This is a genomic window from Pseudogemmobacter faecipullorum (genome assembly GCF_020539525.1).
Classification (GTDB): Bacteria; Pseudomonadota; Alphaproteobacteria; order Rhodobacterales; family Rhodobacteraceae; genus Pseudogemmobacter; species Pseudogemmobacter faecipullorum.
Window position 1 is genome coordinate 233909 of the sequence record NZ_JACDXX010000003.1, and the last position, 21321, is coordinate 255229.

Annotated in this window: 19 protein-coding genes; 12 read left to right on the top strand and 7 right to left on the bottom strand. The window is 65.4% G+C overall.

Annotation, left to right across the window (positions count from 1 at the left end; translation table 11 throughout):
- Position 1: 1 nt before the first annotated feature.
- Genes lpxD through H0485_RS04750 form a run of 3 tightly spaced genes read left to right on the top strand, consistent with a single transcriptional unit; the run spans position 2 to position 2589 of the window.
- Entirely contained in the window at positions 2-1099 is a 1098-nt protein-coding gene (gene lpxD, locus H0485_RS04740; RefSeq protein WP_226934208.1) for a UDP-3-O-(3-hydroxymyristoyl)glucosamine N-acyltransferase, read from the top strand.
- A 21-nt stretch (positions 1100-1120) separates the two neighbouring features.
- Complete coding sequence (locus H0485_RS04745) at positions 1121-1390, top strand: acyl carrier protein (protein ID WP_226934209.1); 270 nt, start codon at positions 1121-1123, stop codon at positions 1388-1390.
- Positions 1387-2589 carry a beta-ketoacyl-[acyl-carrier-protein] synthase family protein gene (locus tag H0485_RS04750; RefSeq protein WP_226934210.1) on the top strand — a complete coding sequence of 401 codons (1203 nt, stop codon included), beginning with the start codon at positions 1387-1389 and terminating at the stop codon, positions 2587-2589. The genes H0485_RS04745 and H0485_RS04750 overlap by 4 nt, the downstream gene beginning before the upstream one ends.
- A 7-nt stretch (positions 2590-2596) precedes the next feature.
- On the opposite strand, the gene H0485_RS04755 is transcribed toward H0485_RS04750, so the two are convergent.
- Positions 2597-3298, bottom strand: a complete 702-nt coding sequence (locus H0485_RS04755; RefSeq protein WP_226934211.1) for an invasion associated locus B family protein — start codon at positions 3296-3298, stop codon at positions 2597-2599.
- A 515-nt stretch (positions 3299-3813) separates the two neighbouring features.
- Between H0485_RS04755 and H0485_RS04760 the strand changes: the two genes are divergently transcribed.
- A complete protein-coding gene (locus H0485_RS04760) occupies positions 3814-5391 on the top strand; it encodes a helicase HerA-like domain-containing protein (RefSeq protein WP_226934212.1) in 1578 nt (525 codons plus the stop codon).
- Between the two features lie 81 nt (positions 5392-5472).
- Here H0485_RS04760 and H0485_RS04765 read toward each other — a convergent pair whose 3' ends face one another.
- Genes H0485_RS04765 through H0485_RS21635 form a run of 3 tightly spaced genes read right to left on the bottom strand, consistent with a single transcriptional unit; the run spans position 5473 to position 8219 of the window.
- Positions 5473-6414 carry a tyrosine recombinase gene (locus H0485_RS04765; protein WP_226934307.1) on the bottom strand — a complete coding sequence of 314 codons (942 nt, stop codon included), beginning with the start codon at positions 6412-6414 and terminating at the stop codon, positions 5473-5475.
- Position 6415: 1 nt separating this feature from the next.
- Positions 6416-8095: a hypothetical protein gene (locus H0485_RS04770; protein WP_226934213.1), complete on the bottom strand. Its 1680-nt coding sequence runs from the start codon at positions 8093-8095 to the stop codon at positions 6416-6418.
- The gene (locus H0485_RS21635; RefSeq protein WP_255613323.1) at positions 8085-8219 is read right to left on the bottom strand and encodes a hypothetical protein; all 135 of its coding nucleotides are present in this window, start codon (positions 8217-8219) and stop codon (positions 8085-8087) included. The genes H0485_RS04770 and H0485_RS21635 overlap by 11 nt, the downstream gene beginning before the upstream one ends.
- Before the next feature lie 181 nt (positions 8220-8400).
- Between H0485_RS21635 and H0485_RS04775 the strand changes: the two genes are divergently transcribed.
- The 7 genes from H0485_RS04775 (at position 8401) to H0485_RS04805 (ending at position 14489) form a co-directional block, all read left to right on the top strand.
- Positions 8401-8943, top strand: coding sequence for a shikimate kinase (locus H0485_RS04775; RefSeq protein ID WP_226934214.1), 543 nt, complete (start codon positions 8401-8403; stop codon positions 8941-8943).
- Between the two features lie 4 nt (positions 8944-8947).
- Positions 8948-10078, top strand: coding sequence for a 3-dehydroquinate synthase (gene aroB / locus H0485_RS04780; RefSeq protein WP_226934215.1), 1131 nt, complete (start codon positions 8948-8950; stop codon positions 10076-10078).
- A 19-nt stretch (positions 10079-10097) separates the two neighbouring features.
- Positions 10098-10640 carry a DUF2478 domain-containing protein gene (locus tag H0485_RS04785; protein WP_226934216.1) on the top strand — a complete coding sequence of 181 codons (543 nt, stop codon included), beginning with the start codon at positions 10098-10100 and terminating at the stop codon, positions 10638-10640.
- 138 nt (positions 10641-10778) lie between these two features.
- Positions 10779-12029: an efflux RND transporter periplasmic adaptor subunit gene (locus tag H0485_RS04790; protein ID WP_226934217.1), complete on the top strand. Its 1251-nt coding sequence runs from the start codon at positions 10779-10781 to the stop codon at positions 12027-12029.
- Positions 12029-12763: an ABC transporter ATP-binding protein gene (locus tag H0485_RS04795; protein WP_226934218.1), complete on the top strand. Its 735-nt coding sequence runs from the start codon at positions 12029-12031 to the stop codon at positions 12761-12763. Before H0485_RS04790 ends, H0485_RS04795 begins: the two co-directional genes overlap by 1 nt.
- On the top strand, positions 12760-13968 hold the full coding sequence (locus tag H0485_RS04800) for an ABC transporter permease (RefSeq protein WP_226934219.1): 1209 nt from the start codon (positions 12760-12762) through the stop codon (positions 13966-13968). The genes H0485_RS04795 and H0485_RS04800 overlap by 4 nt, the downstream gene beginning before the upstream one ends.
- Before the next feature lie 128 nt (positions 13969-14096).
- The gene (locus H0485_RS04805; protein ID WP_226934220.1) at positions 14097-14489 is read left to right on the top strand and encodes a Fur family transcriptional regulator; all 393 of its coding nucleotides are present in this window, start codon (positions 14097-14099) and stop codon (positions 14487-14489) included.
- Between the two features lie 141 nt (positions 14490-14630).
- Here H0485_RS04805 and H0485_RS04810 read toward each other — a convergent pair whose 3' ends face one another.
- The 3 genes from H0485_RS04810 to H0485_RS04820 are packed head-to-tail and all read right to left on the bottom strand — an operon-like array spanning position 14631 to position 19757.
- The gene (locus tag H0485_RS04810; protein WP_226934221.1) at positions 14631-17921 is read right to left on the bottom strand and encodes an efflux RND transporter permease subunit; all 3291 of its coding nucleotides are present in this window, start codon (positions 17919-17921) and stop codon (positions 14631-14633) included.
- 13 nt (positions 17922-17934) lie between these two features.
- Entirely contained in the window at positions 17935-19107 is a 1173-nt protein-coding gene (locus tag H0485_RS04815; protein ID WP_226934222.1) for an efflux RND transporter periplasmic adaptor subunit, read from the bottom strand.
- Complete coding sequence (locus H0485_RS04820; RefSeq protein ID WP_226934223.1) at positions 19077-19757, bottom strand: TetR/AcrR family transcriptional regulator; 681 nt, start codon at positions 19755-19757, stop codon at positions 19077-19079. Before H0485_RS04820 ends, H0485_RS04815 begins: the two co-directional genes overlap by 31 nt.
- Positions 19758-19923: 166 nt before the next feature.
- Between H0485_RS04820 and tgt the strand changes: the two genes are divergently transcribed.
- A complete protein-coding gene (gene tgt / locus H0485_RS04825; protein ID WP_226934224.1) occupies positions 19924-21054 on the top strand; it encodes a tRNA guanosine(34) transglycosylase Tgt in 1131 nt (376 codons plus the stop codon).
- Positions 21055-21321: the final 267 nt, after the last annotated feature.

The window sequence follows — 21321 nt, forward strand, 5'->3', positions numbered from 1 at the left end:
TATGCAAAGCCACAGCATCCGCGACATTGCGACAGCACTCGGCGCCGAAGCCGAAGGCGATCTCTCGCTGCGGGTCAGCGGTGCGGCCGAACCTCAGGCGGCAAAGCCCGATCAGCTGGCTCTGGCGATGGATCCGCGCTATGCCGATGGCCTTGCCAAGGGCGGGGCAAAAGCGGCGGTGGTCTGGCCGGGCGCAGACTGGCGCGCCATGGGGCTGGAGGCGGCGATTTTCGCGCCGCGCGGTCGTCTGGCCATGGCCGGGCTGACCACCATGATCGATCCCGGGCCAGAGCTGCCCGATGGCATCCATCCGATGGCGGTGATTGATCCTTCGGCGGAAATCGGCGAGGGCGCGCGGATCGCGCCTTTCGTGGTGATCGGGGCCGGGGTGAAGATCGGCGCCCGCGCCCGGATCGCCAGCCATGTCAGCATCGCTGAGGGGGCGCAGCTTGGTGCGGATGCACTGCTACTCCAGGGCGTGCGGATCGGCGCCCGGGTGAAAATTGGCGCGCGTTTCATCGCCCAGCCCGGGGCGGTGATCGGCTCGGATGGCTTTTCCTTCGTGACGCCCGAGAAATCCGGGGTCGAGGAAATCCGCCAGACCCTCGGCCAGCGCGAGGCGATCCGCGAACAGAGCTGGACCCGGATCCATTCGCTCGGCGCAGTTTTGATCGGTGATGATGTCGAGGTCGGTGGCAACAGCTGTATTGATCGCGGCACGATCCGCGACACGGTGATCGGGCGCGGCACCAAACTCGATAACCTCGTGCATATCGGCCATAATGTGCAGGTGGGCGAGGATACTTTGCTCTGCGGTCAGGTCGGCATTGCCGGATCCTCGAAAATCGGCAGCCGGGTGGTTCTGGCCGGTCAGGTCGGGGTCAATGACAATATCTTCATCGGCGATGATGTGATCTGCGGCGGCGGCACCAAGGTCTTTACCAATGCGCCCGCCGGACGGGTGCTGCTGGGCTATCCGGCGGTGAAGATGGAGAGCCATGTCGAAATTCAGAAATATCTGCGCCGTCTGCCGCGTCTGGCCGCCAGGGTTGCCGCGCTGGAGAAAAACGCGGGGCCGGCTGATGAGACGCAAGCCTGAAAGCTGCAGGACGGGCGCGCCATGAGCCTGGCAGAGGATATCACCGCACTGATCGCCCGGGCGGCAGGGGTTGAGCCGGGCCAGCTGCAGCCGCAGACGCGGCTTGACGATCTCGGCCTTGATTCCGTTGCCGTGGTCGAGCTGATTTTCGCGCTGGAGGAATGGTTCGACATCTCTATCCCCTTCAATCCCGCCGGGGCCAGCCCGGATGAGGCCGGATTTGATCCGACCAGCCTCGGCTCGGTGATCGCCAGTATCAATGCGCTGATCGCGCGGGAGCGCTGCGGGTGAGGCGGGTGGTCCTTACCGGCGCTGGCAGTGTGAATGCGCTGGCGACGAGCGTGCCCGAGACCTGGCGGGCCATGGCGGCCGGGCGCCCGGGGATCTCGGCGCTGAATTTGCGCGACGGGGACCGGCTGGCGGTGAAAATCGGCGCGCAGGTGCAGGATCAGGCCTGGGAGGCGGGGTTTTCCGAGCGCGAGCAGGGGCTTTACGACCGCTTCACCCGCTTTGCCCTGGTCGCGGCCGGTGAGGCCCTCGCTATGGCGGGTGAGGGCGCGTGGGTGGGCGCGGGGGTGATCATCGGCTCGGCCGCAGGCGGGATCTCGACCTGGGAAGACAATTACCGCGCGGTGTTTCAGCAGGGCAAAAACCGGGTGCCGCCGCTGACCGTGCCGCGGCTGATGCTCAATGCTGCCGCCTCGCATATCGCCATGCGCCACGGGCTGCATGGCCCGACATTCGCGGTTTCCTCAGCCTGTGCCAGCGCCAGCCATGCCATCGGCCAGGCGTTCCGGCTGATCCGTGACGGCCATGCAGAGGCGATGCTGGCGGGCGGCTCCGAGGCGATGCTGCTGTTTGGCGGGCTGAAAGCCTGGGAGGGGCTGCGGGTCATGTCGCCCGATGGCTGCCGGCCGTTCTCGGCCAGCCGAAACGGCATGGTGATGGGCGAGGGCGCGGCGGTTTTCGTGCTGGAGGAAGAGGGGCGGGCCCGGACGCGCGGCGCTGAGATCCTCGCCGAGATCGCCGGTTTTGGCATGAGCGCCGATGCCGCGGATCTGCTGGCACCTTCGGTGGAGGGCGCGGCCAGCGCCATGCGGCTCGCCCTGGCCGAGGCGCAGCTTTCCCCCCGGGAGATCGGCTATATCAATGCGCATGGCACCGGCACCCGGCTCAATGACCGTATTGAGGTGGCGGCGATCCGCCAGGTCTTTGGCGCGGCGGCAGAGGGGCTTTTGGTCAGCTCGACCAAGGCGATGCATGGCCATGCCATCGGCGCCAGTGGCGCGATTGAGCTGCTCGCGGTGATCATGGCGCTGCGCCAGGGGGTGATTGCGCCCACCCTTGGCCTCGATCAGCCCGATCCGGACTGCGATCTGGACCATGTGGCCAATGAAAAACGCCACAGTCGGGTGACTGCGGCGCTTTCAAATTCATTCGCCTTTGGCGGGCTGAATGCGGTGCTGGCCCTGAAACAGGCCAGCGCCTGAGCGGCGCTTACTGCGCCGGTGCGGTGGCTTCGGCCGGTTTGGCCGCCGCTGCAGCGCGCACCGCCTCATCGGCCTTTTCATTGGCCGCGATCATCGCGTCATAACCGGCGGTGAAGCCCTTCAGCGACACTTCCAGATTCACCTTCTGATCGGGGGCGATGAAGGGGGTGATGGTGAAAGTGGCTTTTGCGCCCTTTTTGAAGGCGGCAATCTCTTCAGCGGTAAAGCCGATCTGCGCGACGCAGCCGATCGGGGTGCAGACCGAGAAAGGATAGGCGCGCGGCTTGGCGGTATCGACGGTCAGCTGCATGCCTGCGGTCAGCAGGGTTTCGAGCGGTGCGATGAAATTCGCGCCTGCCACCGCCGGGCCATTCGAGCCGGCGGGCAGGTTGAACATGGCCAGCTCGGCCACGGAATTGCCTTCGCTGTCTTTCAGCAGCTGGTAAAGCTGGCAGGGATCGGCCCCGAGGCTGCTTTTTTCGCAGCGCTGTTCCCAGGCCTCAAAATTGGCCGCAACATAGATCGGGCTGTCGCCGCCGATTTCCTGACCCATGGCGAGATTCGGAGTGTCATTCGCCGGAGCGGCGGTTTCAGCGGTTTCAGCATTTGCCGGGGCGTCGGTCGCGGCCTCAGTCTCCTGAGCCACCGCAGCCAGCGGGGCACCAAGCGAGAGCATCAGCGCGAGAAGCGAAATCCGGGAGTTCAGCATCGAAAGCTTGTCCTTATGAACAGTGACCAGAGCAGGTCCGGATGAACCAGACGGGCCGGGAGTAAATAGCATGGCGCAGTGGGGCTGTCAGTTGCCAATTGCGTCAGCGGCGAGGCCTTGCCGGCAGCCCGGCGCCTGGGGGCAACAGATGGCGGCGGTCAGCGGTTCCAGGAAAAATCACCGGCTTTCAAATACATCAAAGGGCCGGGTAAACCGGCCCTTTGGCTGCGTCTGAAACGCTTTTAGATTTTGTGCTCCCTGTCGGACAGGCCGACTTCACAACCTGGACGCTAAGCAGGTTTCCGGAATGCGTCAACGAAAAACTGTTACCCGGGCGCAGGGGTAAAGATGAAAATTATGCTGTGCAGGGCCGGGATTGCAGAACAGGCATCCTCTCGCCTGGTCGCAGGCGGATCCCGGGAGGGATCCCCGGGATTTGCCGCAGCCGGGCTGGCGCCGGGGGCATGCAGCCCTGTATGCTGGTGGCGAAGTTTTACCGGACAGGAGCGGCGCATATGGGGCAGGCAGAGACGGCACAGGACCGGATTTTCGCGGGCGGCGGCGGTGAGGGCTATCACAGCCCCCAGGAGCTGCTGCTGAAATATGGCAATCGCCACGGGCTGATTGCAGGCGCGACCGGCACCGGCAAAACCGTCACCCTGCAGGTGCTGGCCGAGGGCTTCGCCGCGGCGGGGGTGCCGGTCTTTCTCTCGGATGTGAAGGGCGATCTGACCGGCCTTTGCGAACCGGGCGACCCGGGCGCAAAGACCCATGCCTCTTTCCTGTCGCGCGCCGAAACCATCGGCCTTGATCTGAGCTACCGCGCCTATCCGGTGCTGTTCTGGGATCTTTACGGCGAGAAGGGCCATCCGGTCCGCACCACCATTGCCGAGATGGGGCCTTTGCTGCTGTCGCGGCTGCTGGAGCTGAGCGAGCCGCAGGAAGGGGTGCTGAATGTCGCTTTCCGCCTCGCCGATGAAGAGGGGCTGGCGCTGCTGGATCTGAAGGATCTGCGCGCCTTGCTGAGCTTTATCGCCGAGAATGCCCAGGCGGTTTCGGCGCGCTACGGCCTTGTCTCCTCGCAATCGGTGGGGGCGATCCAGCGCCGCTTGCTGGTGCTGGAGAATGAGGGCGCGGCCAATCTGTTCGGGGAACCGGCGCTCGATATTGCCGATCTGATGCAATGCGCCGCCGATGGCACCGGCCAGATCTCGATCCTCGCCGCCGACCGGCTGATGAACAGCCCGCGGCTCTATGCCACCTTCCTGCTCTGGCTGCTCTCAGAGCTGTTTGAGGTGCTGCCCGAAGTGGGCGATCCCGAGAAGCCGAAGCTGGTCTTCTTCTTTGACGAGGCGCATCTGTTGTTTGACGATGCGCCGCGCGCGCTGGTGGCGCGGGTCGAGCAGGTGGCACGGCTGATCCGCTCGAAAGGCGTGGGCGTTTATTTCGTCACCCAGAACCCGGCCGATGTGCCCGATAATATCCTCGGCCAGCTCGGCAACCGGGTGCAGCATGCGCTGCGTGCCTTTACCGCGCGCGATCAGAAAGACCTGGCGAGAGCCGCCCAGACCTATCGGGCCAATCCGCGTTTCGACATTGAAACCGCGATCCGTGAGGTTGGCACCGGCGAGGCTGTCACCTCTTTGCTTGAGGCCAAAGGCGTGCCGGGCATGGCCGAGCGCACGCTGATCCGCCCGCCCTTCAGCCGGCTTGGCCCGGCGAGCGAGGCGGCGCTGGCTGCGGCCCGGCGCGGCTCGCCGCTGGCGGGCAAATATGAGCAGGCGATTGACCGCGAAAGCGCCTTTGAGATCCTGAAGGCCCGGGCCGAAAAAGCCGCCGCTGAAGTCGCCGCCACGGATCAGGCCGCGCCCGAAGCGGCCGAGCGCGAATTTGCGCAGGGGCGGCGCTATGGTGGCAGCCGCTCCTCGGGTTCCGCTGCGTCCGGGCGCGAGGCGCCGCGCACCAGCCGCAGTTCGCGCTCTGATTCGGCGACCGATACCCTGGTCAAAAGCTTCGCCCGCCAGATCGGCACCAAAGGCGGCCAGGCGCTGGTGCGCGGGGTTCTGGGCACATTGTTCGGCAAAAAGCGCTGATCCGCCACAGCTGATCGGCCACAGGGCGGGGCTATAAAGGGGGGCGGGTGATAGCTGCTCCCCTTTATTTGCCCCCGGTCTTCAGCGGTTTTTTGCGAGCGGGTGGCGGGTCAGCACCAGCTCTTTCAGATGCTCATCGAGCACATGGGTATAGATCTCGGTGGTGCCCAGCTCGGCATGGCCCAGCAGCATCTGAATCACCCGCAGATCTGCACCGCCCGCCAGCAGATGGGTGGCGAAAGCATGGCGCAGCACATGCGGGGTGACGAGGGCGGGAGAAATCCCGGCCTGAACCGCGATATTCTGCAGTAAAGTGAAAAAGCTCTGCCGGGTCATATGCGCCGCCTTGCCCCGGCCCGGGAACAGGAATTTTGACGGCGCGGTGCCGTTTTGCCGCAAGGCTTCATCGCGCTGATCCAGTGCCTCAAGCCAGAGCGCCACCGCCTCGCGCGCGGGCAGCGACAAAGGCACCATCCGTTCCTTGCCGCTCTTGCCCCTGACCAGGATCATCTGCGGATCGCCGCGCAGCAAAGCGCGCGGCAGCGAGACCAGCTCTGTGACCCGCAGCCCGGTGGCATAGAGCAGCTCGACCAGCGCCGCATTGCGCAGCCGGTCTTCCTCCTGGCGGCCATGGTTGCGCGCCGCCTCCAGCAGATCCCCGACCTGTTCGGGCGAGAGCGTTTTCGGCAGGCTTTTCGCCCGCCCCGGACCGGTGATGCGCAAAGCCGGATTATCCTCGCGCCAGCCTTCCTCAAAAGCAAAGCGATAGATCTGGCGGATCGAGGAGAGGCGGCGCGCCCGGGTGGCTTTCGACAATCCCTGGGCGTCGCAGAAGATCAGATAGGCCTCGATATCGGCACGGTTCAGGCTGGCGAATTCACGTTTTTCCTGCCCGGCCCAGTCGGCGAAATCTTTCAGATCACGGCCATAGGCGAGGCGGGTATTGCCCGCAGCCCCGGCCTCGGCGGCAATGGCCTCGAGAAACACCGAAATCCAGCCATGAGCATCGCGCGGCGCCGCCATATCAGCCGCGCCGCTCAAGGATCATCAGTTCGAGCGCGGTACGTCGGGCGACGGTTTCCAGCCTGACCTCGCGCAAAAGCGACAGGCCGCGGGTGACGCCGCTGGCATTGCCCTCAACCCCGCGCTGGATCTCCTCAATGGCGATCAGCAGCGCCTCGCCGAACCTTTTGCCCTCCAGCAGCACCTTCGCCTCGTCGGAAAGCCCGGGGCTCAGGAAGGCCGGGGCAATGGCGCGGCCCATGGAATCGGGGGCGCGCAGCCCGGTCAGATCGCCCTTTGCCAGGCCGATAAGGAACTGTTCGGTTTCATCGCGCGGGCTATGGCCCCCGATAATCTCCTCAAGCGCGGGCGAGAGCAGGCCGATGCGGAAGGCAATCCGCCCGGCCTCGCCCTCAAGCTGCAGCGCGCTCAGCCTGAGGCCATAGAGGAAGGCGAAGGGCACTTCGAGCTCGGCTTCCTGCATCCGGCTCCAGGCGGCGGGCAGGGTGGCAATGATGCGCTCGCGCTCGCCAAGGTTCAGCGCCGTGTCAAAATTCTGGAAGGCCCGGACCCGCTCCCAGACCCCGCCCGAGGCGGCCGGGTCGCGCGCGGTATAAAGGTCGAGCAGCACATTCGGCGCGATGGTCCCGGCCCGGGTCAGCCGCTCGGCCGCCTCGATCTGCGCCTTCCAGCCGGAATTCGGACCGATCTCGGCATAAGAAAAGGCAATCGGCAGGCTGTTGGTCGGGATGGTTTCACCCACCGCCTCATAGAGGCGCCAGTCAAGCGGCGTCACCGGATTGGGCGGCGGCGGCAGCGGCTCGCCCTCGAAAAGATCGGGGTCAAGGAAGCGCGCCAGCAGCTGCGCCTGGGCGGCGGGCACCTCGCCAAGCGCCTCGGCGGTGGAAAGGGTCAGCGCTGCCGCATCCCAGTCGCCGCCGCGCGCGAGGCAGAGCACATGCGCCTGCAGCGTCGGCGCAAGGCCCGGCGCTTTCAGCATCTGCTGGCAGGCCCGGTCCTCTTTGCCGGTCAGGATGGCAATATCAAAGCCGCGCCGGAACAGATCCGGGGTGGCAACGCCGGAAATGCTGATCAGCGCTGCCGCCTGTTCCAGCGCGCCGATCAGCAACAGCTTATCGATCCGCGCCTGCAGCAGATGGCCCTTGCCCTGGCTGTCAATCGGCGGATCGGCTTCGGCCAGCAGCATGGTCAGAAACAGCTGGCGCAGCGCCGGCAGGCTTTCCATCCGGTCGCGCAGCACCGCGCGGGCAATCTCATCGGTCAGACCCGCGCCCCAGAGATTGCGCGGCAGGCCCGAAACCGCCGGTGCGATCAGGCCGATTGCATCCGGGGCCGGACCATCAAGCGGCGTGCTGGCCACCGCATAGGGCAATGCGCCGCCACTGGCCACCGGTGGCTCATCAGGGCGGGCGGTCGGGGCCACCGCCGGGGTGGTCACGGATTTCGACAGCCAGTCAATCGCCGAAAGCGGCGCTTCGGCGCGCAGGGCCGAGGGGGTAAAGGCAAGAGGGGCGGCGCTGAGCAGCAGGATCACCAGCCCGCCCGGGCCGAGCCTGCGGCCCGCGCCCGCCAGAAGGCCGGACCGCAGCGGGCGCCGGGCCGGGCTCAGCCCCTGACGCGTGAGGCACTGCAGCGGTCGCGGGGCACCGCGCCGGGCGGCGCCGCTGCGCTTAATTGGCATTCAGCATCACCGGCTGTCTGATCTCGCTTTGCGGCGGGGTCATCTCGACGAGATAGGCGTAACCAGTGAGCGCGGCGAAGCCAATCACGATCAGAACCAGTAAAATCTTGATAAGACGACCCATTCTCTGCCCCTTAGCCTCACAGTTTTCCGGGCCCTGCCGCCTGTCCCGGTGATTATACTGGCCCGAAGGCTGCGGCTTACCGGAATATATATATGGCATTTCCGACAAGATCACGCCATTGAGACGTGAAAAGCGCATCTCTCCAGCAGATCTGTGCGCCATTCACGTGATGGTGAAGACTATGTATCGACTGCATAAGACTGTCGCGCTTGTCGGGATGATGGGTGCAGGCAAATCCGCCGTTGGAACGGCCCTGGCGCGGCATCTTAAGGTGCCTTTCGTTGATTCGGATGATGAGATCGTCAAAGCGGCGGATCGCTCAATTGCCGAGATATTTCAACGAGATGGCGAGGCTTTCTTCCGCGACCGCGAATTCGAGGTGATCGGGCGGCTGCTGCGCGAAAAGCCCGCCGTGCTCTCGACCGGCGGCGGGGCCTTTCTCGCTGCGCGCAACCGCGAACAGATCAGCAGCCATGGCATTTCGGTCTGGCTGCGCGCCGATCCGGCGGTGCTGTGGCAAAGGGTGCGCCATAAGACGACGCGGCCTTTGCTGCATACTGCGGATCCCAGGCGCACGCTCTATGAGCTTTGCGAACAGCGCGAGCCTTTCTATGCCCTGGCCGATCTTGTCGTTGATTCGGATGCGGTTTACTCGATTGAGGATATGGCGGTGCGGGTGATCGAGGCGCTGAAAACCCGCCCGGATGTGCTGGAAGAGGCCTGAGATCATGCTGAATATCGTTCCCGTCAATCTGGGCGAGCGCTCCTATGAAGTGCGGATTGGCTTTGACCTGCTGGCCGGGGCCGGGGCGCATATCCTGCCGCTTCTGCGCCGCAGACGCGTGGCGATTGTCACCGATGAGACCGTGGGCGCGCTGCATCTGCAAAGCCTGATCGCCGGCCTCGCCGCCGAGGGGATTGCGGTCAGCCATCTGACGCTGCCCCCGGGCGAGGCCACCAAATCCTGGGCCCGTTTTACCGAAGTTACCGAATGGCTGCTGGCCGAGAAGATCGAGCGTAAGGATATCGTCATCGCCTTTGGCGGCGGGGTGATCGGCGATCTGGTCGGCTTTGCCGCCGCCGTTCTGCGCCGTGGCGTGCGTTTCGTGCAGATCCCGACCTCGCTTCTGGCCCAGGTCGACAGCTCGGTCGGTGGCAAGACCGGGATCAACAGCCCGGCGGGCAAAAACCTGATCGGGGCATTTCATCAGCCCTCGCTGGTGCTGGCCGATATTGGCCTGCTCAATACCCTGACGCCGCGCGATTTTCTGGCGGGTTACGGCGAGGTGGTCAAATATGGTCTGCTCGGCGATGCGGCTTTCTTTGACTGGCTCGAGGCCGAAGGTCCGGCCCTGGCCGGGGCAAATACCGATCCGGCGGTACAGGCGGCGGCGCGGCTGCGCGCTGTCACCCGCTCGGTCGAGATGAAGGCGGGTATCGTCGAACGCGATGAGACCGAGGAGGGCGAGCGGGCGCTGCTCAACCTTGGCCATACTTTCTGCCATGCGCTGGAAAAGGCCACCGGCTTTGGCGAGCGGCTGTTGCATGGCGAGGGGGTGGCGATCGGCTGCGCTCTGGCCTTTGAGCTGTCGCAGCATCTTGGCCTGTGCGCGCAGGAAGATCCGAGCCGGGTGCGGGCGCATCTGAAGGCGATGGGGATGAAAACCGATCTCGCCGATATCGAGGGCGATCTGCCGGATGCGGCGGGGCTGCTCGATCTGATGGGCCAGGATAAAAAGGTTGTCGACGGCAGGCTGCGTTTCATCCTGGCGCGCGGCATTGGCGAGGCTTTCGTCGCCGCGGATGTGCCCTCGGACCAGGTGCTCGCCGTGCTGAATGACGCGCTGAAAAGCCGCTGAGGCCGGGGAGAGGCGGGCGATGTATCTGGGCTATATCTGTCGCCAGGGCCTGGGCGAGACCGACCGGCTGATGGGCGAGGTGGCGGCTTTGCTGCGCGCTGAGGGGCTGGTGCTGGCCGGGGCTTTGCAGCTGAACCGGGCGCTGCCCGGGCGTGCCAGACCGGCGATGGATCTGCTGCTCCTGCCCGATGGCCCGGTGCTGCCGATCAGCCTCGACCGTGGTCCCGCCGCCCTGGGCTGCCGTCTCGATACCTCGGCGCTGGAAGAGGCATCCGTGGTGGTGGCAGAGCGCCTGCCCGCTGCCGATGTGCTTTTTGTCAATAAATTCGGCAAGCAGGAGGCGGATGGCCATGGCATGGCCGGCTCTGTCAGCGAGGCTTTGCTGGCCGGTAAGCCGGTGATCACCGGTCTGGCCGATCATTTCCTCGAGGGGTTTCTGCGCTATGCCGGGGGCCATGCGCGCGAGCTGACCGGCGAGGCCGGAGAGATTGCCGCCTGGCTGCTCGAGGGCCACCGCGCCGCCGCAGCCGCAGCCTCTGCCGCAAAGGCGGCGGCTTTCTGAGCCGCGTCGGGCCTGGCCGCAGCCATCGCTGTTTTTTGTTTTGCCCCTGCAGAGATAATTGGATTTTGTTCCCGGATCCGGCGACGGAATGACCGCGCGCGGACGTTTCATCTGAAATCTGACTGAAAGCCAGCTCCCGTGACGTCGCAAAGCCCGCCTGATATCGCCAGCATCACCCGTATTGGTCGCAAGAAACGAGGCAGGGGCTGGATCTGGCTGCTGCTGGTGCCAGGCCTTGCAGCGGCAGGCTGGGCGCTGTTTCTGCGCGCTCCGGCGACGCAAATCATTTATGATACCCGCGAGGTCACCCAGGGCGAACTGGTGGTGACGGTGGTGGCCACCGGCACGGTGCAGCCGACCACCCAGGTGGAGATTTCCTCCGAGCTTTCCGGCACGCTGCTGACCGTCGATGCAGATTTCAATGCCGAGGTGGTCGAGGGCCAGGTGCTGGCCCGGCTCGATGACACCAAGCTTGCCGCCCAGGTGCTGAATTCCGAAGCCAGCCTGCAGGCCTCAAAAGCCCGGCTCGCTTCGGCAGAGGCCACGGTGACCGAAACCACCGAGGCTTTGCACCAGGCCGATGTTCTGGGCGAGCGTGGGCTCAATGCCCGTACCGTGGTGGTCGCGGCCCGGGCCGCGCATGACCGGGCGCTGGCCGCGGTTGCGATTGCCAGGGCCGATGTCTCGCTGGCCGAGGCCAATCTGGCTTCGGTGCGTGCCGATCTGGAAAAGGCCGAGATCCGCTCGCCGATCAACGGCATCGTGCTGTCGCGCACCGCCGAGAAGGGCCAGATCGTTGCCGCCTCGCTGAATGCGCCGGTGCTGTTCACCCTGGCCGAGGATCTGCGCCGCATGGAATTGCGGGTGGCGATTGATGAGGCCGATATCGGCCGGGTCGCGATGGGCCAGCAGGCCAGCTTCAGCGTTGATGCCTGGCCGGGCCGCAGCTTTGAGGCGGTGATCACCAGCCTGCGCTTTGCCCCGGATGCGGCGGAAACCAATGTGGTGACCTATACGGCGGTGCTTTCGGTGAAAAATGACGAGCTGCTGCTGCGGCCGGGTATGACTGCCACCGCCACTATCACCGTCTCGCGCGAGGAGGGGGCCTTGCTCGTCCCGGTCGCGGCTTTGCGCTACAGCCCGCCGGTGCAGGCCGCGTCCAGCCGTTCGGGCCAGGGGCTGATGGGCTTTATCATGCCAGGACCGCCAGGGCGCGGTGGCACGCGCGGGGCTTCGGCCGACGGATCGGGGGTCTGGGTGCTGCGCGGCGGACAGCCGGAACGGCTGCGCGCCACGCCTGGCGCTTCGGATGGCAGCAATATCGCGGTGCGCTCAGAAGAGCTGCAGCCCGGCGATCAGGTGATCCTGAGCCAGCGCGAGGGCAAGTGATGGCCGGGGCGGCAGAACCGGCGCAGCCGCTGATGGAATTTCGCAAGGTGACGCGGATCTACGGCGAGGGTGAGGCCGAGGTGCGCGCCCTGGACGGGGTGGATCTGATGATCCGCAAGGGCGAATTCGTGGCGATCATGGGCCCTTCGGGCTCGGGCAAATCGACGACGATGAATATCATCGGCTGCCTCGACCGGCCCAGTTCGGGCGCCTATCTGTTTGCGGGCACCGATGTTTCGCAGCTTGGCGGTGATGCGCTGGCTTTGCTGCGCCGCCATTATCTTGGCTTTGTGTTTCAGGGCTTTAACCTGCTGGCCCGCACCACGGCGCGCGAAAATGTCGAATTGCCGCTGATCTATAAGGGCCTGCCCGCTGCCGAGCGCGAAGCTCTCGCCAATGCGGCGCTGGCCCGCGTCGGCCTTGCCGGGCGCGAAGGCCATGACCCTTCGCAGCTTTCGGGCGGCCAGCAGCAGCGTGTGGCAATCGCCCGCGCGCTCGCCGGTCATCCGACGGTGATCCTCGCCGATGAGCCGACCGGCAATCTCGACAGCCAGCGCAGCCATGAGATCCTGACCCTGCTGCAGCAGCTGAACCGCGAGGAGGGGATCACCATCGTCATGGTGACCCATGAGCCCGATATTGCCGCCTATGCCCGCCGCCTAGTGGTGTTTACCGATGGTCATATCACCCGCGACGAGCCGGTCGATCCCGATGCGCGTGAGGTGCGGGCATGATCCTCGAGGCGGTCAAACTCGCGCTGCGCTCGATCCTGCGCAATAAGCTGCGCTCTTTCCTGACCATCCTTGGGGTGGTGATCGGGGTGGGCGCGGTGATTGCCATGGTGACGGTCGGGCAGGGCTCCTCACAGCAGGTCTCGCAATCGGTCTCGGGGCTTGGCTCGGATACGCTGACTTTGCGCCCGGGCACGCGCGGCTTTGGCCCGCCGACCGGCGGGGCGACGCGACGCTTTGAGCTGCGCGATGCCGATGCCCTGGCCGGATTGCGCCAGATCCGCCTCGTCGCCCCGGTGGCCAATGCTTCGGGGGCGACCATTGTCTATGGCAATAGCAATACCACCGCTTCGGTTACCGGCAGCACCGAGGCCTGGAGTGAAATCGGCGGCTGGAGCCTGGCCGAGGGGCGCAATATGACCGCCGCCGAGGCGCGCAGCGGCGCGGCGTTCTGCATCATCGGTGAGACGATCCGCCAGAAGCTGTTCGGCCCTCTCAGCCCGATTGGCGAGACCATCCGGGTGAAAAAGATCTCCTGCCAGGTGATCGGCCTGTTGCAGGCCAAGGGCGCGGGCAGTTTCGGCAATGACCAGGATGAGGTGGTGCTGATGCCGGTCCGCCTGGTGCAGCGCCGGCTGAACGGCGATAATGACGTGGCCTCGATCCAGCTGGCCCTGGCCACGGGCACCTCATCCGAAGAGGGGATCGCGGCGGTTCAGGATCTGATGCGCGACCGGCGCCGGATCGGTTTTGGCGAGCCGGATAATTTTACCGTCTCGGATATGCGCGAAGTGGCCGAGATGCTGAATTCGATCAATTCGGTGCTGTCGGGTATGCTGTCCTCGGTGGCGGCGGTCAGCCTGCTGGTGGGCGGCATCGGCATTATGAATATCATGCTGGTCTCGGTGACCGAGCGCACCCGCGAGATCGGCATCCGCCTCGCCATCGGCGCGACCGCGACCCAGGTGCTGACCCAGTTCCTCGTTGAGGCAGTGGTTCTGTCATTGCTGGGCGGCATCGCCGGTATTCTGGTCGGGCTGGCCCTGGCCTGGGGGGCGGGGCTGTTCATGGCCATTCCCTTCAGCCCCGATCCCCTGGTCCTGCTGATGGCCTTTACCTTCTCGGCAGTGATCGGGGTGATTTTCGGCTATTTCCCGGCGCGCCGCGCCGCGCAGCTCGACCCGATTGAGGCTTTGCGCCATCAGTAAGGCCTGCGTGCAACTGACGCAGCCTGCTGCCGTTTTCGCAACTGGCGGTTTCCTTTTGCGAAAACGGGTGCTAGGCTCGGCCGATGAAAAGCCATATTTCTGAACGGATTCAAGACCGTACCCAACGGATGAGCCAGGCCCTGCGCGATGCGGGGGTGCGGGTCACCCGGCAGCGTGAGGCGATTTTGCAGGTGCTGACCGGATCGGAGGATCATCCCGATGCCGCCGAGCTGCACCGCCGCGCCCAGGCCCTGGATCCCAGTGTCTCGCTGGCCACGGTCTACCGCACGCTGACGGTGCTGGAACGCGAAGGGGTGATCGCGCGGCATTCCTTTGAGAATGGCTCGGCGCGGTTCGAGATCGCCGAACCCGGGCATCACGATCATATTGTCGATCTCGACAGCGGTGAGATTATCGAATTTCACAGCGAAAAGATCGAAGAGCTGCAACGCCGGATCGCAGCCGAGATGGGCTATGAGATCGTCCATCACCGGCTGGAACTTTACTGCCGCAAGGCCTGAGGGCCGGGGCCGGGTCCGGTCTTGGGGTCTTGAGGGCAAGAGGGCTGAGGGCGAGAGGCCGGGGGCGCTGCCCCCGGACCCCCGGGATATTTTCAGACAGATGAAAGGCCGGTGGGGGAGATGCCCGGGAGGGGCCGGGGCTCAGCCCCGGGCCTCAAGGCTTTGCAGCCGGGCGCGCAGCGCCGCCAGCTCGGTTTCAGTCGCCGCCAGTTTTTCGGTCAGCACTTCGGGCGCCAGCGCTTCGGTCCCGGGGTCGCGCGGGCCGATCAGCGGCGCGGTTATCCAGGCCATCAGCCGCGACAGATCATCCATCGCCAGATAGAAGGCCGGAACGATCACCAGGCTGAGCACGGTCGAGACGATGATGCCGCCGGTCACGGCAATCGCCATCGGCGCGCGGAAACTGCCGCCTTCACCGACGCCAAGCGCCGAGGGCAGCATGCCCGCCGACATGGCGATTGAGGTCATGATGATCGGCTGGGCGCGTTTATGGCCGGCCTCGACCACCGCCTCAATCCGGCCGAGGCCGCGCCGGCGCATCTCGATGGCGAAATCGATCAGCAGGATGGCGTTTTTCGACACGATCCCCATCAGCATCAGGATGCCGATCAGCACCGGCATCGACATGGCATTGCCGGTCACGATCAGCGCAATCGCCACCCCGCCCACCGAGAGCAGCAGCGAGGCGATGATGGTCACCGGCTGGATCACTGATTTAAACAGCAGGATCAGCACCGAGAGCACCAGCATCAGCCCCATGATCATGGCATTGGAGAAGCTGGTCAGCAGCTCGGCCTGCAGTTCGGCATCGCCCGAGGGTTTCACCACCACGCTTTCAGGCAGATCAAGCCCGGCCACCACGGCCTCAAAGCGGGCGGTGGCATTGTCGAGCGCCACCCCCACCGGCAGATCGGCACCAATGGTGGCGACGCGCTGGCGGTTTAACCGTTTGATCTGCGCCGGGCCTTCGGCCAGGGTCAGATCGGCCACGGCAGAAAGCGGCACCAGCGCGCCGGAGGCGGTCGGCACTTTCAGCGCCCGGATCCGTTCGGGATCGCCGCGCGCCGCATCATTCAGCCGCACCCGCACCGGGATCAGCCGGTTGTCGAGCGAGAGCCGGGCCAGTGCCGCATCGAGATCGCCGATGGTGGCGATGCGCAGAGTGGCGGCAATGGCCTGGGTGGTCACCCCCAGCCGCGCTGCCTCATCAAGGCGTGGGGTGATCTGCACTTCGGGGCGCGGCAGGGTGGACTGGGTCGAGACATTCTCCAGCAGCGGTTCGCTGGCCAGAGCATGTTCGATCAGTGCCACAGCCCGGGCGAGATCGGCGTCATTTTCCGAGAGCACATCATAGGAGACCGGCCGTCCGCCAGGGCCGCCGGGCCCGCCCAGCTTATAGGCGCGCAGATCGGGCAGCTGTGCCAGCCGGGCAAAGACCTCGGCCTCGATTTCCTGCTGCGGCACGGTGCGGGTTTTCGATTCTGGCAGCGGCAGCGCCGGGCCGATCAGCGGCAGCTTTGCCGCCAGCTCCGCCAGTTTGCGGGTCAGGCTGACATCGCGGCGCTCGAGGATCAGCGTCATGCTGGCGCGGCGCAGCTCGCGGTCGCCCAGCGGCGAGGTGCCGCCGGTTACCAGCACATGATTGATGCCGGGAATATCGGCAATCGCGAGGCGCATCGCCTCGGTCACGCGGTCGGTTTCCGCGAGCCTGGATCCGGGCGGCAGTTCAACCGAAATGGCGATCCGGCTTTCATCATCGGGCGGGAAGAGATTGCCGGGGATTTTGCTCATGGCAATGACCGAGAGGATCACCACCCCCACCGCGCCGATCAGGGTGAGGTAATAGGCCGGGACAGAGCGGCCGCGGATCACCGGCATGGCGGTGGAATGGCGCACCAGCCAGAGATAGCCGCGCATCAGGGGGCCGTCCTGATGGCTGTCGCTATGCCCGAGCGCATCCTTGCTGCGCATCAGATAGGCGGCCATCATCGGTGTGATCAGCCGCGCCACCAGCAGCGAGAACAGCACCGCCACCGCCACGGTAACGCCAAACTGCATGAAATACTGCCCCGGCACACCGGGCATGAAAGAGACCGGCACGAAGACCGCGACAATGGTGGCCGAGGTGGCGATCACCGCAAGTCCGATCTCATCGGCGGCATCAATCGCCGCGCGGTAGGGGGTTTTGCCCATGCGGATATGGCGGGCGATATTCTCGACCTCGACAATCGCATCATCGACCAGAATGCCGGTGGCCAGCGTCAGCGCGAGGAAAGATACGAGGTTGAGCGAAAAGCCGAGCAGATCCATGATCAGGAAGGTCGGCACCGCCGAGAGCGGCAGCGCCACGGCGGCGATGAACGTCGCCCGCGCATTGCGCAGAAACGCCATGACCACGAGAACGGCAAGGATCGAGCCCTCGATCAGCGTATGCAGCGCCGCCTCATAATTGCCGCGGGTGAAATAGACCTGATCATCGACCAGCTGCAGGCTGACATCGGGATGGCGGGCCTTTACCGCTGCCAGCGCCGCATCGACCGTCTCTGAGACCGAGACCTCAGAGGCGCCTTTCGAGCGGAACACCGCCATCATCACCACCGGCTGGCCGTCTTTGCGCGCAAAGCTCTGCGGCTCTTCATAGCTGTCCTGAACCTCGCCCAGATCGCCAAGCCGCACATGGCGGCCGCCGGGTAATGCGATGGTGGTGCGGGCCAGCTGCCCGACGGTCTGCTGATTGCCAAGGGTGCGGATCGACTGCTCGCCGCTGCCCAGCTCGGCCTTGCCCGAGCCGATATCGGCATTGGTCAGCGCCAGCTGCTGGCTGACCTGGGCGGCGGTGATGCCATAGGAGCCAAGCCGCACCGGATCGAGGCTGATGCGGATCTCGCGCTGCACGCCGCCATAGCGGTCGACCCGGCCAATGCCGGGGCGGCCCTGTAGGGCGCGGGTCAGCGTGTCATCGACAAACCAGGACAGCTCTTGCAGCGTGCGCCCGGGCGAGGAGACGGCATAGGTGACAATCGCCTGACCCTCGACATCGACACGGGTGACGATCGGGGTCTCGGCATCGGCGGGCAGATCGGCCAGAATGCGGTCAATCGCATCCTTGGTATCCTGGACGGCGGTATCGGTCGGAATTTCGATGCGAAATTCGACAAGCGTGGTCGAAAGCCCGTCGGTCACGGTTGAGGTGACGTTTTTCACCCCGGTGATGCCGGCCACTGCATCCTCGATCTCTTTGGTGACCTGAGCTTCCAGCTCGGAAGGCGCCGCACCGGCCTGAGGCACGGTGACCGAGACCAGCGGCACGTCGATATTGGGAAAACGGGTGATCGGCAGAGCGTTAAAACTTTGCCAGCCGAGCACCATCAGCAGGAAGAAGGCGAGAAGCGGCGCGACCGGATTGCGGATTGCCCAGGCAGAGAAATTCATCGCGGGCTTTCCTTCAGCGGATCGCAGGTTCGGTGACGGGATTGATCTGATCGCCGTCGCGCAGGAAGGATCCGGCGCGCGAGACCACCTGGTCGCCAGGGGCGAGACCTTCGGTCACGGCGATAAAGCTGCCGTCGCGGGCGCCGGTCTGCACCGGCACGGCCGTAACAAGGCCGTTTTCGACCCGCAGCACGGTGCCATTGCCAAGCGCCGAGAGCGGCAGAGCGAGGCTTTCGCCCTCGGAGATGATGATCTCGGCCTCGGCAAACATCCCGGCGCGCAGATCCTCATGTGGGGGCAGTTCAATCCGGGCGCGGCCAAGCCGGGTCACGGCGTCAATCACCGGCTCGACGAGGCGCACCTTGCCCGCCACCGGGCTGGCGAGGCCGGTGGCATGCAGCATGACCTTCTGGCCGGGGGCGAGGCGGATCAGATCGCTTTCCGCCAGATCGGCGCGCAGTTCCAGCGCCCCGTCGCGCTCGAGCACGAACATTGGCGCGCCTGCGGCGGAGGCAATGGCGCCAATCGTGGCATTGCGCGCGGTGATCCGGCCGCCATAGGGGGTTTTCACCTCAGTCCGGGTCAGCATCAGCTCGACATTGGCGAGCTGGGCCTCGGCGAGAGCCAGCTGGGCGCGGGCCGCTTCCAGCGCCTGGCTGGCGACCGAGACCCGCGCGGCGGTGGCGGTGGCATTGGCGCGGGCGCTGTCCCAGGCCGCCTCGCTGACCGCGCCCTGATCGCGCAGCCGTTTCGCCCGCTCGGCGGCGGTTTTCGCCTCGCCGGCGGCAGCCCCGGCCTCGATCAGCTGGGCCTCGCTCTGGGCGATGGTGGCGCGCGCTGCGGCAAGGCTGGCGTAATTCTGCGCGCGCTGCAGCTCGAGCGAGGTTTTTGACAGCACCGCCAGCACCGCGCCACCCGCCACCAGATCGCCGACATCGGCCTTCAGCGCCTCAATCGGCTGGCCTTCGATCAGCGGCTGGACCTGAATTTCCTCGACCGGGGTGATCAGCCCGGTGGCAATCACCCGCTCGGTCATCAGCCGCAGCCCGAGGGTGCTGACCGCAATCGCGGGCAAAGCAATCGGGCTTTGCGCAGGCGGGTCAGCCAGGGCAGCAGCCTCGGCCAGGGCCAGCCGGGGCAGGGTGAAGGCAAGGGTCAGCGTGAGGGGCAGGAGAGCGGAACGCATGGATCAATCCTGAGCGGAACGGGGGAAAGGCAGGCAATATCATCAAGCAATATATTGATTGAGCGCAGCAGCAGCGCCTGCAGCGCAGGATCCGGGGTCAGATCGCTGCGCTGCAGATAGCCGCGCACGATCAGGGCAATGGCGCGGGCATGGGGGTGAAAGCGGGCATGGCAGTCTTCGGGGCCCAGCCCGGTGGCAAGCCCGAATACCTCAACCATGAGCCCGGTGGCGGTTTCCTCGACCCGGGCGCAGGTGTTGGCGACCTCTGACTGGCGCAAGGCGGTGGCGGCGATCTCGGCCATCAGCCGGCAATCATCATCGCAGATCTCATGGATATAGCCGGCAATACTGGCGCGCAGCGCCGCCAGCGGATCGGGGGCGGCGATGGTCTGTTCGAACCGGCTGCGGATCTCTTCGATATCCTGGGCCACCAGCGCATCGATAATCGCCAGTTTTGAGGGGAAATAGCGGTAGAAATTGCCGGCAGAGATCCCGGCCTCGCGCGCCAGATCGCTCATCGAGGTGCCGTCAAAGCCCTTCTGGGCAAAGGCAGAGCGGATCAGGCCAAGGATCTCGGCACTGCGCGCGGCATTGGCATGGCCTGGCTCGGCGCTGGCATGGGACGGGGGCAAGGACTGGGACTGGGGCAAGGACGACTCAGAAGCAATGAAAATGAACGTTCATTCTCAGTTCAGCAGATGCGGCACATTCTGCAAGTGCAAATCCGGAAATTCTGTGGCAAAGGGGCGTCGACACACCGCAGGCGCCATATTGCAGCGCTTGCCGGGCAGAGATCTGAGCGAACCGGGGGTTGCGATGGCAGAGGGATTTGGCTTCACGCTGAAGGCAACGGATGGCAAGGCGCGTACGGGGGTGATCCATACCACCCGCGGCGAAATCCGCACGCCCGCCTTCATGCCGGTGGGCACGGCCGCAACCGTAAAGGCGATGATGCCGGAATCGGTGGCGGCGACCGGGGCGGATATCCTGCTCGGCAATACCTATCACCTGATGCTGCGCCCCGGCGCCGAGCGTATCGCGCGCCTTGGCGGTCTGCATAAATTCATGAACTGGGAAAAGCCGATCCTGACGGATTCGGGCGGCTTTCAGGTGATGAGCCTCGCCGGTTTGCGCAAGCTGACCGAGGAGGGGGTGAAATTCTCCTCTCACATCGACGGCTCAAAACATATGCTGACGCCCGAGCGCTCGATGGAGATCCAGAAGCTGCTCGGCTCGGATATCGTGATGTGTTTCGACGAATGCCCGGCTCTGCCCGCGAGCGATGAGGAAGTGGCAAAGTCGATGCGCCTGTCGATGCGTTGGGCGCAGCGCTCGCGCGATGCTTTCGGTGACCGTCCCGGCCATGCGCTTTTCGGCATCATGCAGGGTGGGGTGAATGAGGCGCTGCGCGGCGAATCCGCCGAGGCGCTGAAAGGCATCGGCTTTGACGGCTATGCGGTCGGCGGCCTCGCGGTGGGCGAGGGCCAGGAGGCGATGTTCGGCGTGCTGAACTATGCGCCTGATATGCTGCCCGAGGATAAGCCGCGCTATCTGATGGGGGTCGGCAAGCCCGATGATATCGTCGGCGCGGTCGAGCGCGGCATTGATATGATGGATTGCGTTCTGCCCTCGCGTTCGGGGCGGACCGGCCAGGCCTGGACCCGTCGCGGCCAGGTGAATATCAAAAACGCCCGCCACCAGGATGATCCGCGTCCCCTCGATGAGGCCTGCAGCTGCCCGGCCTGCCGCAATTACAGCCGCGCCTATCTGCATCATGTGCTGCGCAGCCAGGAGATCATCGCCTCGATGCTGCTGACCTGGCATAACCTGCATTATTATCAGGAGCTGATGGCAGGCCTGCGCGGCGCGATTGAGGCGGGCAGCCTGTCGGCCTTTGTCGCCGATTTCCACGCCCGCCGCGCCGAGGGCGATATCGAGCCGCTCTGAGCCTGGCGGTCTGAGCCTGGTTTTGACCCGCGCGCGCAGGGGGCTGTCCCTGGTCATCCCCGGGATCAATGCCTGGTACCGTTTTGCCATGGGCTTGTGCCGCCGGCATCCGCTGCCGGAGTGCACCATCGCGCGGACGGCCGCGGGCGGCGGAGGATCGGGTTTTGCGGGCCTGAATGCAGGGTTTGTCCGGACGGATCGGCCTTGCAGCGGCCCGGGAGTTTCGCCACACTGGCCCCTCTGTGACCCAGCCGGGCGCTTGAAAAG

Bases quoted from the DNA above. Each gene is read 5' to 3' on its own strand.
- lpxD (WP_226934208.1), top strand. From the start codon at position 2: ATGCAAAGCCACAGCATCCGCGACATTGCGACAGCACTCGGCGCCGAA.
- H0485_RS04745 (WP_226934209.1), top strand. From the start codon at position 1,121: ATGAGCCTGGCAGAGGATATCACCGCACTGATCGCCCGGGCGGCAGGG.
- H0485_RS04755 (WP_226934211.1), bottom strand. From the start codon at position 3,298: ATGCTGAACTCCCGGATTTCGCTTCTCGCGCTGATGCTCTCGCTTGGT.
- H0485_RS04760 (WP_226934212.1), top strand. From the start codon at position 3,814: ATGGGGCAGGCAGAGACGGCACAGGACCGGATTTTCGCGGGCGGCGGC.
- H0485_RS04765 (WP_226934307.1), bottom strand. From the start codon at position 6,414: ATGGCGGCGCCGCGCGATGCTCATGGCTGGATTTCGGTGTTTCTCGAG.
- H0485_RS04770 (WP_226934213.1), bottom strand. From the start codon at position 8,095: ATGCCAATTAAGCGCAGCGGCGCCGCCCGGCGCGGTGCCCCGCGACCG.
- H0485_RS21635 (WP_255613323.1), bottom strand. From the start codon at position 8,219: ATGGGTCGTCTTATCAAGATTTTACTGGTTCTGATCGTGATTGGCTTC.
- H0485_RS04775 (WP_226934214.1), top strand. From the start codon at position 8,401: ATGTATCGACTGCATAAGACTGTCGCGCTTGTCGGGATGATGGGTGCA.
- aroB (WP_226934215.1), top strand. From the start codon at position 8,948: ATGCTGAATATCGTTCCCGTCAATCTGGGCGAGCGCTCCTATGAAGTG.
- H0485_RS04785 (WP_226934216.1), top strand. From the start codon at position 10,098: ATGTATCTGGGCTATATCTGTCGCCAGGGCCTGGGCGAGACCGACCGG.
- H0485_RS04795 (WP_226934218.1), top strand. From the start codon at position 12,029: ATGGCCGGGGCGGCAGAACCGGCGCAGCCGCTGATGGAATTTCGCAAG.
- H0485_RS04800 (WP_226934219.1), top strand. From the start codon at position 12,760: ATGATCCTCGAGGCGGTCAAACTCGCGCTGCGCTCGATCCTGCGCAAT.
- H0485_RS04805 (WP_226934220.1), top strand. From the start codon at position 14,097: ATGAGCCAGGCCCTGCGCGATGCGGGGGTGCGGGTCACCCGGCAGCGT.
- H0485_RS04810 (WP_226934221.1), bottom strand. From the start codon at position 17,921: ATGAATTTCTCTGCCTGGGCAATCCGCAATCCGGTCGCGCCGCTTCTC.
- H0485_RS04815 (WP_226934222.1), bottom strand. From the start codon at position 19,107: ATGCGTTCCGCTCTCCTGCCCCTCACGCTGACCCTTGCCTTCACCCTG.
- tgt (WP_226934224.1), top strand. From the start codon at position 19,924: ATGGCAGAGGGATTTGGCTTCACGCTGAAGGCAACGGATGGCAAGGCG.